This window comes from Haloprofundus salilacus, from assembly GCF_020150815.1.
GTDB classification, from domain to species: domain Archaea; phylum Halobacteriota; class Halobacteria; order Halobacteriales; family Haloferacaceae; genus Haloprofundus; species Haloprofundus salilacus.
The window spans coordinates 486,286-503,462 of the sequence record NZ_CP083723.1 but is presented as its reverse complement, the minus strand read 5'-3'; the positions used below and the strand labels follow the sequence as shown (position 1 = coordinate 503,462).

Sequence of the window (17,177 nt, the reverse complement as noted above, 5' to 3'; positions counted from 1 at the left end):
TCGAAGCTGTCGGCTGGAATCCGCCGGGAACTCGCTTCGCTCGTTCTCGTGCTCCCGAATCCGAGACGACGGAACTGTCGGAGACCGCTACGCCTTTGACGACTCCATCCAACTCACGGCCATGTCTCTCGCGCGCGACGCCCGCGGACTGTTCGGCGACGACGGTCTCCCGTCGCCAGAGGGCCTCCCGCGGTGGCTCGCCCCACTCCCTCGGTGGTTGGAGAACGTCGGACTCAACCTCGTCTGGGTCGTCGTCGCCGTCAACCTCGCCGGGACGGCGTTCGGCTTCTGGTACTACCGCTTTCAGTTCGCTGAGACGCCGCTTGTGATGTGGCCGTTCGTCCCCGACAGCCCGGTGGCGACGCTCTTTATCGCGCTGTCGCTCGCGCTGTGGCGTGTCGGCCACACCAACGAGTATCTGAACGCCCTCGCCTTCTTCGGCTGTTGGAAACTCGGCTTCTGGACGCCGTTCACCCTGACAGTGTTCGCCGACGGCTTCCTCGCGTACACGGCGACTGCGATGTACCTCTTCCTCTTCTTCAGCCACCTCGCGATGGTCGTCCAGGCGTTTCTCGTCCACCGCTACTCGGATTTCCCGGTCGGCGCGGTGTTCGTCGCGCTCGTCTGGTACGGCGTCAACGACGTCGTCGACTACTTCGTCCCCGTCGTCGGCGACCCGCACCACACGATGCTGCCGTTCGCCGACTTCACGGCGGTCTACGGCGACGTGACCACGCTGCAACTCGCCGCCGCGGGCGCGGTGACCCTGACGCTCACCGCGACGTTCCTCGCGCTGTCGACGCGTGTGAAGAAGTTCGAGGTCGGCGCGCTCGACGGTCGGTGACCGTCGAGCGATCGGCCGCGAGCGCGGAGCGGCGGCGGCCCAGAGTTAACCCAGCGGCGCCCGAACTGTATCCATGAGTCTCTACGACCGACTCGCGGACCTCTCGCTCGTCGTCGACGACGAGTCACGCTCTCGTCGTGAGCGGACGACATCGGGCGGATTCGTTCGTTCGACCACCGTCTTCGCGCTGCTCGGCGACGGCGAAACCGGCCGCGGCGAGGACGTGACGTACGACACCGAAGACCACGATGCGCTCGCGAAGGCCCCGCCGTTCGACTTCTCCGGCGAGTACACGTTCGCGGAGTTCTCGGCGATGCTCGACGACGTGGACCTCTTTCCGACGAAGTCGCCCGAACGCGAGACGGGCCGCCACTACCGGCGCTGGGCCGTCGAGAGCGCCGCGCTGGACCTCGCGCTCAAGCAGGCGGACACGACGCTCGGCGAAGCGGTCGGTCGCGAGTACGACCCGGTTCGGTTCGTCGTGAGCACCCGGTTGGACGGCGAGGACGGGACGAGCACCGACCGCATCGGACAGATTCGGGCCGTCAATCCGGGAGTAGAGTTCAAACTCGACCCGACGAGCGACTGGGACGACGAACTCGTGACCGAACTGAGCGAGACGAGCACGGTTCGAATCCTCGATTTGAAAGGCCACTACCACGGGACGACGGTCGACCAGGACGCGGACGTCGCTCTCTACGAGCGGGTCCTTTCGGGGTTCCCGGAGGCCATCGTCGAGGACCCCGCGGTGACCGCCGAGACGGAGGCGATGCTCGAAGCGGAGGCGGAGCGTCTCTCGTGGGACGCACCTATCACCGGCGTCGAGAGCGTCGAGTCGCTGCCGTTCGAACCGCGGTGGCTCAACGTCAAGCCCTCACGGTTCGGCACCGTGGAGTCGCTGCTCGAAACCGTCGAGTACGCCGACGAACGCGACATCTCGCTGTACGGTGGCGGCCAGTTCGAGTTGGGCGTCGGCCGCACGCAGATTCAGCAACTCGCCTCGCTGTTTTACCCGGAGGGACCGAACGACGTCGCGCCCGGCGAGTACAACGACCCCGAGGTACCGACGACGGCCCCGCCGAGTCCGCTCGACGGCGTCGAGCCGGCACACGGGTTCGGGACAGTCGAAGAGAGCTAGTCGTTCTCGACGCCCGACTCGTCGTCGGCGTGGGCGCGGACCCACAGTTCGCCGATGCGCGAGAGCCGCGTTCTGTGTGACTTTCCGCGTTCGTCGCGTTCGATGTAGCCTTTCCCGCCGGGGCCGAGGCGGTCGACGTTGTAGATGACTTTAGAGCGGAAGCTGTCAGTGTACTCCTCGTTGAGTTCGCCCGCGAGCGTCTCGGCAAGCTCGGAGACGGACTCGAAGACGCCGTGTTCGCCGAGCGTGAACAGCACGAGTTCCTCGAACGGTTTGACGTTCGAGAAGGATGCGACTGGGAGTTCGACGATGTGGCGCTCGCCGATGCGTTTCGCGCCGATGGTCGTCCCGCGCTCGTCGAACTCCGACAGCAGTTCGGTCGCAGCGTCGAGTCGCTCGCGGAGGCGGTCCTCGTCGACGTCGCCGTCGGCGTTGGCGAGCAGGTCCGCGAGCACGTCCCGCTCGGCACGGAGTTCCTCGGCGAGCTCCGTCTCCAGATACTTCTCCGGCGCGGTGTAGTACGTGTGGATGCGCTCGCGGTCGGCCTGACGCTCGACCATGATGGAGTGAGCGGCGGTGGCGAACGCGAAGGAGACGGGCCGGGGCATCGCGCTGACGTTCACCCACACTTCGCCGCCGCTCGAGTCGTCGCGCTTGCCCTCCGGACCGTCGCGCTCGCCCGCTTCTCTCTCGCTCCCGCGGTCGAGTTCGGCGTTGATGAGGTCGTACGCCTGCTCGAAGGCGGCGTCGTAGTCGTACACGTCCGCGAGGACGAGGCGCTCGGTGGTCGCGCCGAGCAGGTTTTCGAAGTCCTTCTGCAGTTTCCCCGAGAGGCGTCGCGAGTACTCGACGTTGGCCTCGCTGCCGACCGCGCCCTCGAGGAGAATCACCCTGTCGACGTCTAGCTGGTCCCGGATGAGGGGGGCGATGAGCCGGTCGTAGTCGAAACCGACCGGCACGATGTGCGTCTGCATGGCTCTTTCTTGGGTGGATGGCGGTTAAACGAATGCGATTCGAGAGCCGACGACGCGCGCTCAGTCCGCGCTCAGGCCCTCCGTGAACATCGCGCGCTTCTCGTCGGGCGCGGGGGAGGTGACCGCCGAGACGCCGACGGTGAGGACGAGTCCGAGAATCATCCCGTAGAGCGCGGCGTCCCACCCGAAGTACGTCGCCGGGAGCGGGCCGAGCGAGTGGAGCGCGTAGAACGCCTGACTGCCGACGATGCCGGCGTACATCCCGTCTCGGGTCGTCCTCGTCCAGTACAGCGACACCAGCACGGGGAGCGCGAGTTGGGCGAACCCGCTGAACGCGAGATCCCCGACCTCGATGAGCGATCCCGGTCGGAAGAGGCTGGCGACGAACGTACCCACGGCGAAGACGGCGACGCCGACGCGGGCGACCCACCCCTCCTTCGCCTCGGTGGCGTCGGGTTCGACGAGGGGTCGGTAGAGGTCGCGCGTCAGGTACGACGACCCCGACAGCAGCATCGAGTCCGACGAGGACATCATCGCCGCCATCGCGCCTGCGACGACGAGCGCCGCGAACCAGACAGGCGTGTACTCGTTGAGGAGCACGGGGACGACGTTCGCGCCCTCGGGCACCTCGACGCCGAGACCCGCCGCCCACGTGCCAAGCATGAACGCCGGGACGAACAGCAGAACCACGAGAACCGGCCAGAGTGCGAACGACCGCTTCAGCACGCGGCCGGATTTCGCGACGAAGAAGCGCTGGTTTATCTGCGGGAACATCGCCACGCCGAAGGCGATGGTGACCGCCGTCGAGACGATGTACTGCGGCGAGTAGAGACCGCCGCCGAGCGCTAGTTCGTCCGCGCTGAAGCCGGCGTAGGCGGTCGCCGGACCGTCAATGGCGACGAGCACCCAGCCGACGGCGACCCAGACGATTCCGAGCATGAAGATGCCCTGGAGCGTGTCAGTCCACGCGACGCCGCGGAGTCCGGCGGCGGCGACGTACACCACCATGAAGACCGTAATGAGCGCCGCGCCCGCCCAGTACGGGACCGCGCCCTCCGTCAGGCCGACGACGGCTTCGCCTGCGCCCATCTGCTGGAGCATGATGTATGGAAACAGCCAGAAGAGGCTGATGCCGGCGACGAGCGCGCGGAGTCCAGTCGACCCGAAGCGGTCGCCGAGCATCTCGCCGAGCGTCACGTAACCGCGGGCGCGCCCGACGAGCCACTGCTTGTAACCGAGCACGTACCAGAGAATGGCGAAGAGGATGCCGTCCATCAGCCCCATCACGAGAATCCACTCGGGACCCGCCGCGTACGCAAGGTTCGGGCCGCCGAAGAACGTGAACGCAGAGAGTAGCGTCGCGAACGTCGTGAACAGCAAGACGACGGTACCGAGCGAGCGACTGGCGAGGTAGTAATCCTCCGCTCCCCGGTCGGTCAGGCGGTAGGCGACGAGTCCGACCGCCAGCGCAACGACGAGGTACGCGCCGACGACACCCATCTGGACGGCGAGTGAACTAACCACGGGTCACCCCCATCCCGCGGTCCCACGCCCCACGGGTGAACGCGTAGAACGCGAGGCTCGCGACGCCCATCCAGCCGACGTGCCACCAGAGCCACAGCGGCAGTCCGGCGACGACGCGCGCGTCTCCCCAGAGGAACCACGGAACTGCGAAGATGGCGAGCAGCGCAAACACCGCAATCCAGAGATAATCGGTTTTTTGTCGAGTCACGCTGTGTCATTTGTCACCTCGAGTTGTTAAGCGCTGCTAATTTGAGTTCAATTCGCTGCTTTGAAGAGTATTCTTCTTAATGTAAGATTACTGTCTCAAAGGCGCGTTCGCGGCCGTGAACCAGCGAGAACGGTCGGCGGTTCACCGGCGTCGGCGAGGAGTGCGATAGCTATATCCCGCCTGCAAAACTTATATACGGGGATGTGGACGGCCGTACCGCCCACATTTCACATCAACATCAATCACCGGTGATTCAATTATGGAAGACACTGCGAAATATCTCATACACGCTTCGGTGACCGCCGACGGGGTGGTCGAGCGGAGCGACGTGGTCGGGGCGGTCTTCGGGCAGACCGAAGGCCTCCTCGGCGACGATTTGGACCTTCGCGACCTCCAGCAAGGTTCGAAGATCGGACGGATAGACGTCGAAATCGACAGCGAGAGGGGTCAGTCGTTCGGGCGGATCACCATCGCTAGTAGCCTCGACAAAGTAGAGACCGCAATTCTAGCGGCCGCGCTAGAGACGATCACGCGTGTCGGTCCGTGTCAAGCACACGCGGAGATCGTTGACATCGAGGACGTCCGCAGCGCCAAGCGACGCGAGGTCGTCGACCGCGCGAAAGAACTGCTCTCGGAGGCGTTCGACGACAGCGTGATGACCAGCCGCGAAATCCTCGAAGAGGTGCGTGAGAGCGTCCGCGTCGAGGATATCACGGAGTACCACGGCTTGCCCGCGGGACCGCGGGTCGCCGACTCCGACGCCATCGTCGTCGTCGAGGGACGCGCAGACATTCTGACGCTGCTCCGCTACGGCATCAAAAACGGCGTCGCCGTCGAGGGGACCAACGTACCCGACGCCGTCGCCGAACTGACCGAGAACCGGACCGTCACCGCCTTCCTCGACGGGGACCGCGGCGGCGAACTCATCCTCCGCGAACTCGCGCAGGTCGGCGACGTCGACTACGTCGCGTTCGCGCCGCCGGGTCGCTCCGTCGAGGACCTCGCCCGTCACGAGGTGATGGCGGCGCTGCGCGGCAAAGTTCCGTACGACGCCGTCGACGACGACGCGGACGTCCGCTCGTCGGTCGCGGCGACCGACGGCAGTTCGACGCCCGCCCCGGAGCGGCCGTCGGACCCTCGAACGGAGTCGCCGGAGACGACTGACGCTCCGACGACTCCCTCCCCCGCTGTAGGGGAGACGACCGACGCCGAACAGGCGGAGAGCGAAACGGTTAACGGCGGCAGTGCTGCCAACGACGACGGTGCAGCCAACGGCGAAAACCCGACCAAGGGAGAGAGCGCGTCGGACGACGGCAGCGGAACTACCGCAGGCGCCGAGGCCGACTCGGACGCGGACGGCGACGCCGCTCAGTCGGCGCTCCCGCCGGAACCGAAGAGCCTCAGGGAGCACGTTACCGAGATAATCGACGAGTCGAGCGGTCTCGCTCGCTTGCTCGACGCCGACCTGGATCTCCTCGCGGAGGTCGGGAAATCGGAGGCGTTCGACGCCCTCGTCGACGCCGACAGGGTGCCGTACGCCGTCGTCCTCGACGGCGAACTCGACCAGCGCCTCCTCGACGTGGCCGCCCAGCGCGGCGTCGACCACGTCGTCGCGCGGTCGACCGGCGAGTTCGTGAAGAAACCCGTAGACGTGCGCGTTCGAACCGCCGCGCAGTTGCAGCGCGCGAGCGCGTAAGCGCAGAAACCTCGAAGCGCTTACCCGCGGCGCTCTCGGAGGGCGTGTATGGACGACGAGACGCGCGTCGAGTGGCGCGAGTGGGGACCGGTGGCGTTCGCCGAAGCGGCCGAGACGGAGCGTCCGCTGTTGCTGTCGCTGTCGGCGACGTGGTGCGCCGGGTGCCACGAGATGGACGCCGAGACGTACGCCGAACCGCGCATCGCCGCGAACGTCAACGACGACTTCGTTCCGGTACGCATCGACGTCGACCGGCACCCGCGCGTCCGCGAGCGGTATAACGTGGGCGGGTTTCCTTCTACGGTGTTCGCGACACCCTCGGGCGCGATTCTCTCGGGTGCGGGCTACCTCGGACCTGACGGGATGCGGCAGGTGCTCGACAGCGTCCGCGAGGCGTGGGCCGAACGCGGCGCCGACGGCGGACGCGTGCCGCGCGCGCTCGCCGACGAGCCGACGCCGGCGGGCGACCTCTCGCCCGCCGTCGAGGCGTATCTGGCGGGCCAACTCGGCGAGAAGTACGACGACGTCCACGCCGGGTGGGGCGACGACGCGAAGTTCCCGCTGCCGCGGACCGTCGAGTTCGCGCTCAAGCGCGAGCGAAATCAGGCGCTGCGGACGCTCGACGCAGTCCGCGACCACCTGTTCGACGACGTCTCTGGGGGTTTCTTCCGCTACGCGAGCGGCCGCGACTGGAGCGGCGTCCACCACGAGAAACTGCTCGACACGAACGCGGCGCTCGTCCGCACGTTCGCCGACGCCTACCTCTACACCGGCGACGACGCCTACCGTCGTCCCGCGAAGCGGACCATCGACTTTCTCACCGACGACCTCTGGACGGGCGTCGCCGTCGGCGGGAGCGTCGGTCCGGCCGCCGGGAGTGACTACTACGCGCTGTCGGCCGACGAGCGCGCCGAAGCCAGACAACCGCGGGTCGATCTGACCGCGTACGCGGGCGGCAACGCCCTCGCCGCCGAAGCGATGCTCACCTACGCGGGCTACACCGACGACGCCGACGCCGAGCGGTACGCCGAGCGCGTGCTCGACTTCCTCGAAACCGACCTCGTCGACGACGAGGGGGCGGTGACGCACTACCGCGCGGGCGACGATGTCGGGGAACGACTCCTGCTCGGCGACCACGCCCGCGTCGTCGGCGCGTTCGCGCGCGCACAGCAGGTGCTCGGCGAGGGACTGGGCGTCGCCGAAGCGGTCGCCGACAGGGCGATCGCGGAACTCCACGACCGCGGGTCGTTCCTCGACGGGCCGGGCGAGGGACCGGGGTTGCTCGATAGGCCGTTCCGGCCGTTGGACGACAACGTCGAGATGGCGGGGGCACTCTGCGACCTCGCAGTGTTGAGCGGAAACCCGAAGTATCGGGAGGTCGCCCGCGAGACGGTCGAGGCGTTCGCCGGGGCCGCTGACCGAATCGGCGTGCAGGCGGCCGACTACGGCGCGGTGGCGGCGCGACTCTGTCGCGACCCGCTCGTCGTCGCCGTCGCCGACGACCCCGGAAGCGACCTGCACCGGGCGGCGCTGCGCGTCGCCGACCACGAGAAAATCGTCGTGCCGGACGCCGACGCGCTGTTCGACGGCAGAGACGGCGTCGACGCCTACCTCGACCGCGGGACGGCGGCGGTTCTCGTTGGCGAGACCGTGCTGTCGGCGTCGACGCCCGAGGAACTGATGGCGCAGGTGTCGGCGGCGACCAGTCGCCTCGGCAGAAACAACTGAACGTCCCGGTTCGGCCGTGTAAACGTCCGGTGTGTTTATGCCTGCGGCGTGAGATGAACTCGCATGGCGACTCTCCGAGACCTCGGACTGTCCGAGTACGAGGCGCGTTCGTACCGAGCGCTCCTGCGAACCGGGCCGACAACTGCCAAGGAGTTGTCACGGGCGAGTGACGTGCCGATGGGGCGCATCTACGACGTGCTCAACAGCCTCGAACAGTACAGCCTCGTCCGGAGTCAGGCAGCGAGCCGACCGAAGAAGTACGTCGCCGTCGAACCCGACGCCGCACTCGACCGGTTACTCGAGGACAAGCGGCACGAACTCGAAGAGAAAGCCCAGCAGTACGAGGGAATCGTCGACGAGTTGGTCGACGAACTCGACGCGGGCGAACCCGTCGAGGGACAGTTCTGGACGGCCGCCGTCGGCCCAGCGGAGACGGTCGACCTGCTCGTCGAGCGCCTCGCGACGGCCGACGACCACGTCGTGATGGTGGCGGCGACGCCCTCCCCGCAGTTCGACCTTGGGACGGTGAGCGTGGCCGTCGTTGACGAACTGACGGCGGCGCTCGACCGCGGCGTCTCCGTCTCGCTTCTCATGACCCCGGAACTCGTCTCGACGCTCCCGCCGAGCGTCGGCGAGCGGTACACAGAGGGACTGTCGGAGCATCCGGAGTTCGAGGTTCGGACCAGCGAGAACGTGACGGGGACGTTCAACCTCATCGACGACGTGGAGGTGTGCATCGAAGTGCCGAACCCGCTGGACCCAGGCGAGGCGCTGGCGATGATAGACCTGAAGGACCCCGAGTTCGCCGCCGACGTCCGCGCGGTGTTCGACCCGCGCTGGGAGAAGGCCGACCCGCTCTCGCTTTAAATTTTCAGCTCGCTCCGCAACTGCTGCATCGTCACTTCGCGCTCGGCGTGGGCGTTGTGCTGGTGGATGGACTCGTCGTTCGACTGCTTCATGTGGATGACGGCGTCGTCAGGCAGTTGGTCGAACCGGTCGACGGCGTCCTCGGCCATCGAGCGCACGCAGTCCTCAACGAACTTCGCATTCGCGTGGGCGTGGTAGGTCATGTGGTCCTCGTCGGGACGCTTCGCGAGGTTGTAGATGCGCGCGCTCATCGAGTCGCGAGCCACGTCGATGATGTCCCCGAGGTCTACGTCCGGCGACCCCTCGCTCGTCACGGTGAACGTGGCGTGACCGCGCTGGGAGTGACCCGGTTGCGGAACCGCGTCGAGGAACGCCTCGACCGTCTCGTCGTCGACGCCGAGGTCGGCGAGTTCCTCGCGGGCGCGGGACGCGGACATCCCCTGCGAGCACGGGCAGACGGTCATCCCGGTGACGCGCGCGCCGATCTCCTCGCGCGTCCCCTCTTCGGTGGCGACGGCGCTGGCGATGATGGTCGCGGTTCCCTGCGTCTGCTTGTCGCTGGCGGGGGTCCGCTCGCGCGTGATGAGTTCGGCGGTCATCCGAACGTCGGCGGTAGAGGTGTAGTCGTGCTTTTCGAGGAGGCGCTCGGCGGCGTCGCCGCAGACGTCTTCGACGCGGTAGCTCGGCTCTTCGACGGCGGCTTCTAGCGTCTCGTCGATGACTTCCATGTTCCGACTCATGTCCGCGCCCTTACGGGTCGCCGGGAGGTCGACGAACACCTCGAACTCGGCCATCAGGACGATGGGTCGCTTGCCGTCTCGGGCGAGTTTCACGAGCTTTTCGACGCCCGTGACGCCGACCTGACTGAGGCCGACGGTGACGTCGGGCTGGCTTGCCTGCACGTCAGGCAACTGGTGACTCATTGTCCGTATCCAGGGACCGTCCGCGATTAGTGCTTTCGATAGCGTCACTCGGCCGACGAACGGCGGAACGACCCGGAGACAGTGTCTCACAGCGAACGAGAAGTGGACTCGCGAAGCGTTCTGTAACTGGTCGAATCACCTGCTCGAACCGAGGGTACTCTGGAACGAAAATCACCGTGAAATCCGCCAGATGCGCCGGTATTCGGGGGATTGGTCGACGACCGCTACGTTGAATCTCGAGAGCGCCGTAACTAATCCATCCCAAAGAGGGAACAAAATGACGCTCGCTATCGAAACGACTGGCCTGAAGAAATCGTTCGGAGAGACACGCGCGGTCGACGGCGTGGATCTGAAAATCGAACGCGGCACCGTCTACGGTCTCTTGGGCCCGAACGGCGCCGGTAAGACCACGATCATCCGAATTCTCGCGACGCTCCTCCGCCCGGACGCCGGCTCGGCGACCGTACTCGGCTACGACGTGGGCGACGACCCCGCGGCGGTTCGCGGAAAGGTGAGCCTCACCGGCCAGTACGCCTCCATCGACGAGGACCTTACGGGTCGAGAGAACCTCGTCCTCGTGGCCCGTCTCCTCGGGTTTCGGTGGCGGGAGGCACGAGCGCGCGCCGACGACCTGCTCGCGGCCTTCGGCCTCGCGGACGCGGCCTCTCGGCAGGTACGGACGTACTCCGGCGGCATGCGGCGGCGACTCGACATCGCCGCGAGCCTCGTCGTCACACCCGAGGTACTGTTCCTCGACGAGCCGACGACGGGACTCGACCCGCGGAGTCGAAATCAGGTCTGGAAGATCATCCGCGCAATCGCCGCCGGCGGAACCACCGTGCTCCTCACCACCCAGTACCTCGAGGAAGCGGACCACCTCGCCGACCGCCTCGCCGTCATTGACGACGGCCGCATCATCGCCGAGGGAACGAGCCAGGAACTGAAGGCCGAGGTCGGCGCGAGCAGACTTGACGTTCGCCTCCGTGACCCCGACCGGCGCAACGAGGCGAAAGCCATCTTGGGCGAGCTCCTCGGCGTCAAGTTCCACGACGGGGCCGACCGGGACGCGCTCTCCGCGAGCGTGCCGAACGACGAGAAGTCGGCCGAGGCGTTGTTAGCGCTCGCTAGGGCCGGAGTCGACATCGCCGAGTTCTCGCTCGGGCAGGCGAGCCTCGACGAGGTGTTCCTCGCGCTCACGGGGCGATTCGCCGAGGATCGACCGACTGCGGACCGAACGGCTGAGGTGACCGCATGAACGACGAGATTGCGCACCCCGACCTCCTCGCGGAAGAGCAACTCGGCGACGTCCTCTCGCGAACCGAGCGCCCGCCACGTGCGGGGGCGCTCTCGGCCTCGCTCACCCTCAGCTGGCGGGCGCTGCTGAAGATCAAGCACGTGCCCTTCCAACTATTCGACGTCACGGCGTTCCCGCTGATGAACACCCTGCTGTTCACCTTCCTGTTCGGGGGTGCGCTCGCCGGGTCTCCTCAGGAGTACATACAGTTCCTCCTGCCGGGCATCCTCGTCCAGGCCATCGTCTTCATCACCGTCTACACGGGTGTCGGGCTGAACACGGATATCGACAAGGGACTATTCGACCGCTTCCAGTCGCTGCCGATCTGGCAGCCCGCGCCACTCGTCGGGGCGCTCCTCGGCGACGTGTTGCGCTACTCCATGGCGGCGTTCATGGTCGTCGGTCTCGGTCTCCTCTTAGGCTTTCGACCCGGTGGTGGGGTGACGGGCGTGCTCCTCGCGCTCGGCCTCGTTCTCCTCTTCGCGTTCAGCCTGTCTTGGATCTGGATCGTCGTCGGGTTGACCGTCGAGAACCCCGAGTCCGTCATGACGACGAGCTTCCTGCTGCTCTTCCCGGTCACGTTCGTGAGCAACATCTTCGTCGACCCGGTGACCATGCCGGGCTGGCTACAGACCGTCGTCCGGCTAAACCCGGTCACGCACCTCGTCGACGCCGCCCGCGGCCTGATGCACGGCAACGTCGCGATAGGAGATGTGACGTGGGTGCTCGTCGCCTCAGTCATCATCGTCGCGGTGTTCGCGCCGCTCTCGCTCCGCATGTACCACAAGGAGCGATAACCAGAGAAACGGAGGCTCGCGGAGAAACCGCCGGCACTCCGCGTCGTCGACGTAGAGTCAGTCGACGAAGCAGAATCGGTCGTCGAATCAGGGCCAGTCGTCGCGCGTCTCTCCCTCGAAAGGGTCCTCCTCCGGTGCGTCGCCCGCGAGGTCCCAGTTCGCCGCCTCCGCCGCCTGTTCGAGCGGGAGGTACTCCCAGTCGGTCGCTTCGGCGAGTTCGCGGTCCTCGTCGGTCGTGCCGACGAACACGTGGCGGTCGGTGTCGAACTGGCGCTTGACGTTCTCCAGACTCTCCTCGACGCCGCGCGGTCCCGAGAAGAAATCCTGTCTGATGCGCTCCTTGCGCGTGAAGTTCGTCACGACGTACGTCGGTTTCTCGCTGACGACGCCGACGTATTTGGTCCACTGTCTGGCGTCGTTGAACACCATGTTCGGGTCGACGAGGCGCTTCAGCGCCTCCAACTCGAACGCGAGGGTCATATCGGTTGAGCCGCCGCCTTGCATACCAGTCTGTCGTCGTCGTCGGCCGAAAACGGCTTCGGTCCGTCCGGCGGGAGTTCCTCAGTGAACGCGGTAGTAATCGGTGAAAACGACGACATCCCCGCTCCGGAGGTTGGAGACCGAGGCGGTGTTCGTTAGCTGTCCGTTCGCTGCCGCGAGGACGTGTTGCTGTGCGCTCTCGTCTAACTCGTCGAAGTGTCGCACGCGCGCGCCTGCCGGAACGCTGTCCGTTCGCGTCACGGCGACCGTCGTGTTCGCCGACTGTGACATACGTCAACAATTAGCACGAGAAGTTATGAATCTTTTGGCAGCGCTAACGGTTGCGAAAGACAAGAGAACCGGGGCAGGAGACCGAGTTACTGCTCTTGGGTCGGCGCGAGGTTGTCGAGGTCGATCTGCTTCTCCAGAAGCACGTCCGCCTGGTCGGAGACGACGCGCTCTTCGCGCATCAGTTTCTTCAGCGCGCTCTGCGCGGAGAGGTCGCCGATGAGGACCCCGCCGACGACTTTGCCGTCTTTGAACGCGATGCGCCGCCACTCGGTGTCGGAGTACTTACGCTCGGCTTCCTCGTCGCCGATGGTCGGGTGGCCGAACGAGAGGAACGGGAAGTCGAAGTGGGTGATGGAGTACGACGAGACCCAGCGGAACTCCTTCTCCTCGCCGTGAACCATGTTGTAGCCCGCGATGGAACCCTGTTCGCGCGCGCTGCCCCACGACCCGTTCTGGGCGTACTCGCCGAGGATGGTGTCGTAGAAACGCGTCAGGTCGCCCGCGGCGTAGATGTCGTCGACGCTCGACTGCATGTACTGGTCGACGACGACGCCGTGGTCCTGCTTGACGCCCGTGCCCTGGAGAATCTCGGTGTTGAAGTTCAGGCCGATGGCGACGCCCGCCCAGTCGCAGTCGTAGCGGTCGCCGTTGGGGTCGACCGCGGCGGTGACGTGACCGTCGTCGTCGACCTCGAAGTGGTCGACGCCGCTGTCGAAGACGGGTTCGACGCCCACGTCGCGCATTGCCTCGTGCATGATTTCGGCGCCTTCCACCGAGAGCGCGTAGCGCCACCAGGCGTTACCGCGCATCAGGTACTTCGCGGAGACGCCCTGCGCGCCGCAGATGGCCGCGAGGTCGATGCCGAGTAAGCCGGCGCCGACGATGACGGCGTTCTCGCCCGCTTCGGCGGACTCGCGGATGCGCCGCGCGTCCTGAAACGTCCAGAAATGGCGGACGCCCTCGGCGTCGGAGTTGTCGACGGGCAACTGCGTCGGCGTGCCGCCTGTGGCGACGAGCAGTTTGTCGTACGTCAGCGTCTCGTCCTCGTGGGTCGTTATCTGGTGGGCGTCCGGGTCGATGTTCGTGACGTGCGTGTTGAGGCGCAGGTCGACGTCGCGTTCGTCGTACCACGACTCGTCGTGAATCGAGATCGGGGCCTCCGGCAGTTTGCCTTTGGCAAACTCTTTGATGAGAATTCGATTGTAGAGGGCTTCACCCTCGTCCGTGATAACGGTGACTTCGGCGTCCGGTGCCTCTTCGCGGAGCGTCTCTGCGGCGGAACTCCCCGCGATACCGTCGCCGATAATCACGTACGATTCGGTCATGTGAGGGAAGTTCGTAACGGGGGTTAATGTGGATTGCTATCCCGAGCATTCTCGCGCTCGACGCGGGAGGTGGCTGCCGAGACGGCGTCTCTTCGGCCGAGCATCGCTGTCGCCGCAGTTGTGTCGGTTATTCTTCACGAGTTGCGGCGTAGAGCGACCGCAGTGCCCGAAGTGTCTGTTCACATCAGAGACAGTCCAGTAACGCGAGGCGCCACTCGGTACCACGTCCGCACGCATAGTTGAAGTTTACCGGGTCCTAACGACCGACCATGAAACTCCGCCAGAACGTTCGACACTTCGCCGCCAAGCAGGCGCTCACGATGCCCGTCGTCGGCGACATCGCCACACGGAAACTCGTCGACCTCCACGTGAATATCTTCGCCAAGAAAGCCGAGGAGGGACGTCGTGAGGAGCGCGAACCGCACATGGAGGCGTTCTTCGGCTGCACATTCGACACGTACGTCGCTGCGCTGGACGCCGGGTTTCCGGAGGCGGAGGCGCGCGAAATCACGCACGTTCAGGCGAACTTCGACTTCTACAACCACGGCTGGACCGAGATGATGGAGTTCCCGGCCGACGAACTCGAAGCCCACTTCGAGCGCTACGAGGAGTTCTTCCGGCAGCACGACATCACCATCGCGGACCCGCTCGGCGAGTTCCGGGCGCGCGAGATCCCTGAGGCCCCGTCGACGCCGGAGAAACTCGACGACCCCGAACACCCGCACGCACAGGGCGGCTTCGCCGACGACGTCTACGTCGAAGGCGACGACGGCGAACTCCGCGTCGGCGGGCAGGAGGAACCCGAGGACGTGGATGTGCGTGCGGCTCCGGGCATGCAGGACCTCGACGACGAGGACGCGCGGACGTAGTCAGCCGGGGTCGAAAGGGCTATCTCGGCTGCGTACTGTGTATTTCGTTGACGTTTTCCGGAGTAAACCCCGGATATCGGCCTGTGACAGCCACTACATCTTTTGTATCACACGCTCGTTTAGCGTATATGGACGCGCGCACCGACGGCGGAAGAACGGACGAGGACGCCGTCGTGTCACTATCGGGAGTGTACAAAGTGTACGAACTCGGCGAGCCGGTACCGGTACTCGACGACGTGTCGCTGGACGTGCCACGGGGGTCGTACGTCAGCATCATGGGACCGAGCGGCTCCGGCAAGAGTACGCTTCTCAACCTCATCGGCTGTTTGGACACGCCCACCGCGGGCGAGATACGCATCGACGGAACGAACGTAACGAAGCTGTCGGACGCCGAGCGAGCGGATGTCCGCGGAACGAAAATCGGCTTCATCTTCCAGACGTTCAATCTGATGCCGCGACTGACGGCGCTGGAGAACGTCGCCATGCCGCTGGCGTTCCGGGACGTGTCGCGTGATGAACGGACGCAACGGGCCAAGTCGCTTTTGGCCGACGTGGGGCTAGAGGACCGTCTCGACCACAAACCGACCGAACTCTCAGGCGGTCAGCGCCAGCGCGTCGCCGTCGCACGCGCGCTCGTCAACGACCCGGCGATCATCCTCGCCGACGAACCGACCGGGAGCCTCGACAGCGAGACGAGCCGCCAGATAATGCGACTGCTCGAGGAACTGTACGACCGCGGGAACACGATTCTGATGGTGACCCACGAGCGGGATATCGCCGAACACGCCGAGCGAATCGTCCACGTCCTTGACGGCGAGATAGAACGCATCGAGGAGCTCGGGGGACAGCGTCGGATTCCGTCCGTGGACGAGGCCGGGAGCGTCACGAACGCAGGCGACGAAACGCCGGAGGGTGAAGCGTGGACCTCTTAGAGAACCTCCGGATGAGTTGGCGGAGCATCGTAGGCCACAAACTCCGCTCGACGCTGACGACGCTCGGGGTCATCATCGGCGTCGCCGCCGTCATCGCGTTCGTCACGCTGGGGGCGAGTCTCCAGGCGGACATCGTCAACACCATCGCCGGGAACAACCAGGACGTGATGTACGTCTCCGCGTCCTCGCAGACCGAAGGCGGCATTCCGCAACTCGGGCAGGGCGGACAGTCGGTGTTCACCCAGCACGACGTGGCCCAGATCCGACAGGTAGAGGGCGTCGCCGCCGCCGTTCCCGTCGGCGGCATCGCCACGTCGCAGGTGAGTTATCAGAACGACTCGGTCGGTAGGCAGTGGGTGACGGTGTCGAGACCGCAGTACTTCCAGTTGAAGGGCCAGCGGATTGTCGAAGGGAGATCGTACCGTGCCGGCCAGCGGGAAGTCGTCTTGAACCGACCAGCAGCGCAGATGTTCGCCGAGAACGTCACCGTCGGCGAGAACATCACGCTCGCGCGGGCCGCGAACGGACAGCCGATAAACGCGACCGTCGTCGGTATCGCGGAGGCGTCACAGGAGGGCGCGGGCGCGCTCACCGGCAGCGCACGACCGAGCATCTACGCGCCGACGAATCCGTTCTACGAGCGGACGGTCATCAGTCCGACCACGCAGGAGCAGCAACGGGTGTACTCGCAGGTGCTCGTCAGCGCCGGCAGCATTGAGGAGATAGAGGCGGTGCAGGGTCGAATCATCTCGTATCTCACCGAGCGATCCGACGCCCGGATTCTCAAAGCCGAGGGCTACCAGTTCGAGGTGACGACGTACGACCAACTCGTCGACCAGATACGACAGGTAAGTAATACGTTCACCGCCTACATCACCGGCATCGCCGTCATCTCACTCGTCGTCGGCGCCATCGGCATCGCGAACATCATGCTCGTCAGCGTCACCGAGCGAACCCGGGAGATCGGTATCATGAAAGCCGTCGGAGCCAAGCGCGGCGACATCATGCAGTTGTTCCTGCTGGAAGCGATACTGTTGGGGCTGTTCGGGTCGGTGTTCGGCGCGCTCGTCGGGATCGGCGGCGGCTACGCCGCGACGGTGCTCATCGACTTGCCGCTGCGGATTCGTCCGCTCTGGTTCGTCGTCTCCATCGTCGTGGGACCGCTCGTCGGCGTGTTCGCCGGCGTGTACCCCGCCTGGAGCGCCGCAACGGTCGACCCGATAGATGCACTCAGACACGAGTAGTAGTTTCAACGAGTCGTTTCCGCGACCGCATCCGCGGCCACAT

At 65.8% G+C, this 17,177-nt stretch carries 17 protein-coding genes; 10 read left to right on the top strand and 7 right to left on the bottom strand.

The window, feature by feature from the left end; all coding sequences use genetic code 11:
* The first annotated feature begins 121 nt into the window (after positions 1-121).
* Positions 122-844 carry a DUF1405 domain-containing protein gene (locus tag LAQ58_RS02470; protein WP_224449045.1) on the top strand — a complete coding sequence of 241 codons (723 nt, stop codon included), beginning with the start codon at positions 122-124 and terminating at the stop codon, positions 842-844.
* 73 nt (positions 845-917) lie between these two features.
* Positions 918-1,982 (top strand): enolase-like domain-containing protein, encoded by a 1,065-nt coding sequence (locus LAQ58_RS02465; protein WP_224449044.1) that lies wholly within the window; start codon positions 918-920, stop codon positions 1,980-1,982.
* On the opposite strand, the gene LAQ58_RS02460 is transcribed toward LAQ58_RS02465, so the two are convergent.
* The 3 genes from LAQ58_RS02460 to LAQ58_RS02450 are packed head-to-tail and all read right to left on the bottom strand — an operon-like array spanning position 1,979 to position 4,688.
* Positions 1,979-2,956, bottom strand: coding sequence for an HFX_2341 family transcriptional regulator (locus tag LAQ58_RS02460; protein WP_224449043.1), 978 nt, complete (start codon positions 2,954-2,956; stop codon positions 1,979-1,981). The two genes, LAQ58_RS02465 and LAQ58_RS02460, sit on opposite strands and share 4 nt — an antisense overlap.
* A gap of 60 nt (positions 2,957-3,016) precedes the next feature.
* Positions 3,017-4,480 (bottom strand): sodium:solute symporter family protein, encoded by a 1,464-nt coding sequence (locus LAQ58_RS02455; RefSeq protein WP_224449042.1) that lies wholly within the window; start codon positions 4,478-4,480, stop codon positions 3,017-3,019.
* Positions 4,473-4,688 carry a DUF3311 domain-containing protein gene (locus LAQ58_RS02450; protein ID WP_224449041.1) on the bottom strand — a complete coding sequence of 72 codons (216 nt, stop codon included), beginning with the start codon at positions 4,686-4,688 and terminating at the stop codon, positions 4,473-4,475. The genes LAQ58_RS02455 and LAQ58_RS02450 overlap by 8 nt, the downstream gene beginning before the upstream one ends.
* 259 nt (positions 4,689-4,947) lie before the next feature.
* Here LAQ58_RS02450 and dnaG point away from each other — a divergent pair, with 259 nt between their 5' ends.
* From dnaG to LAQ58_RS02435, 3 genes are all read left to right on the top strand, one after another.
* Positions 4,948-6,384 (top strand): DNA primase DnaG, encoded by a 1,437-nt coding sequence (gene dnaG / locus LAQ58_RS02445; protein ID WP_224449040.1) that lies wholly within the window; start codon positions 4,948-4,950, stop codon positions 6,382-6,384.
* Positions 6,385-6,432: 48 nt separating this feature from the next.
* On the top strand, positions 6,433-8,112 hold the full coding sequence (locus tag LAQ58_RS02440) for a DUF255 domain-containing protein (protein ID WP_224449039.1): 1,680 nt from the start codon (positions 6,433-6,435) through the stop codon (positions 8,110-8,112).
* Between the two features lie 63 nt (positions 8,113-8,175).
* The gene (locus LAQ58_RS02435; protein ID WP_224449038.1) at positions 8,176-8,979 is read left to right on the top strand and encodes a TrmB family transcriptional regulator; all 804 of its coding nucleotides are present in this window, start codon (positions 8,176-8,178) and stop codon (positions 8,977-8,979) included.
* Here LAQ58_RS02435 and mptA read toward each other — a convergent pair.
* Complete coding sequence (gene mptA / locus LAQ58_RS02430; RefSeq protein ID WP_224449037.1) at positions 8,976-9,902, bottom strand: GTP cyclohydrolase MptA; 927 nt, start codon at positions 9,900-9,902, stop codon at positions 8,976-8,978. The genes LAQ58_RS02435 and mptA overlap by 4 nt on opposite strands.
* Before the next feature lie 277 nt (positions 9,903-10,179).
* Between mptA and LAQ58_RS02425 the strand changes: the two genes are divergently transcribed.
* Positions 10,180-11,157 (top strand): ATP-binding cassette domain-containing protein, encoded by a 978-nt coding sequence (locus tag LAQ58_RS02425; protein WP_224449036.1) that lies wholly within the window; start codon positions 10,180-10,182, stop codon positions 11,155-11,157.
* On the top strand, positions 11,154-11,993 hold the full coding sequence (locus LAQ58_RS02420) for an ABC transporter permease (RefSeq protein WP_224449035.1): 840 nt from the start codon (positions 11,154-11,156) through the stop codon (positions 11,991-11,993). Before LAQ58_RS02425 ends, LAQ58_RS02420 begins: the two co-directional genes overlap by 4 nt.
* Before the next feature lie 87 nt (positions 11,994-12,080).
* On the opposite strand, the gene LAQ58_RS02415 is transcribed toward LAQ58_RS02420, so the two are convergent.
* The 3 genes from LAQ58_RS02415 to LAQ58_RS02405 form a co-directional block, all read right to left on the bottom strand.
* Positions 12,081-12,497: a DUF7124 domain-containing protein gene (locus LAQ58_RS02415; RefSeq protein ID WP_224449034.1), complete on the bottom strand. Its 417-nt coding sequence runs from the start codon at positions 12,495-12,497 to the stop codon at positions 12,081-12,083.
* Between the two features lie 57 nt (positions 12,498-12,554).
* Positions 12,555-12,764, bottom strand: coding sequence for a DUF7979 domain-containing protein (locus tag LAQ58_RS02410; RefSeq protein WP_224449033.1), 210 nt, complete (start codon positions 12,762-12,764; stop codon positions 12,555-12,557).
* An 86-nt stretch (positions 12,765-12,850) separates the two neighbouring features.
* Positions 12,851-14,089, bottom strand: a complete 1,239-nt coding sequence (locus LAQ58_RS02405; protein ID WP_224449032.1) for an NAD(P)/FAD-dependent oxidoreductase — start codon at positions 14,087-14,089, stop codon at positions 12,851-12,853.
* 269 nt (positions 14,090-14,358) lie between these two features.
* Here LAQ58_RS02405 and LAQ58_RS02400 point away from each other — a divergent pair, with 269 nt between their 5' ends.
* The 3 genes from LAQ58_RS02400 (at position 14,359) to LAQ58_RS02390 (ending at position 17,134) form a co-directional block, all read left to right on the top strand.
* Entirely contained in the window at positions 14,359-14,958 is a 600-nt protein-coding gene (locus LAQ58_RS02400; protein WP_224449031.1) for a DUF6149 family protein, read from the top strand.
* 128 nt (positions 14,959-15,086) lie between these two features.
* Positions 15,087-15,890 carry an ABC transporter ATP-binding protein gene (locus tag LAQ58_RS02395; RefSeq protein WP_224449030.1) on the top strand — a complete coding sequence of 268 codons (804 nt, stop codon included), beginning with the start codon at positions 15,087-15,089 and terminating at the stop codon, positions 15,888-15,890.
* A complete protein-coding gene (locus LAQ58_RS02390; protein ID WP_224449029.1) occupies positions 15,878-17,134 on the top strand; it encodes an ABC transporter permease in 1,257 nt (418 codons plus the stop codon). The genes LAQ58_RS02395 and LAQ58_RS02390 overlap by 13 nt, the downstream gene beginning before the upstream one ends.
* The last annotated feature ends 43 nt before the right edge of the window (positions 17,135-17,177 follow it).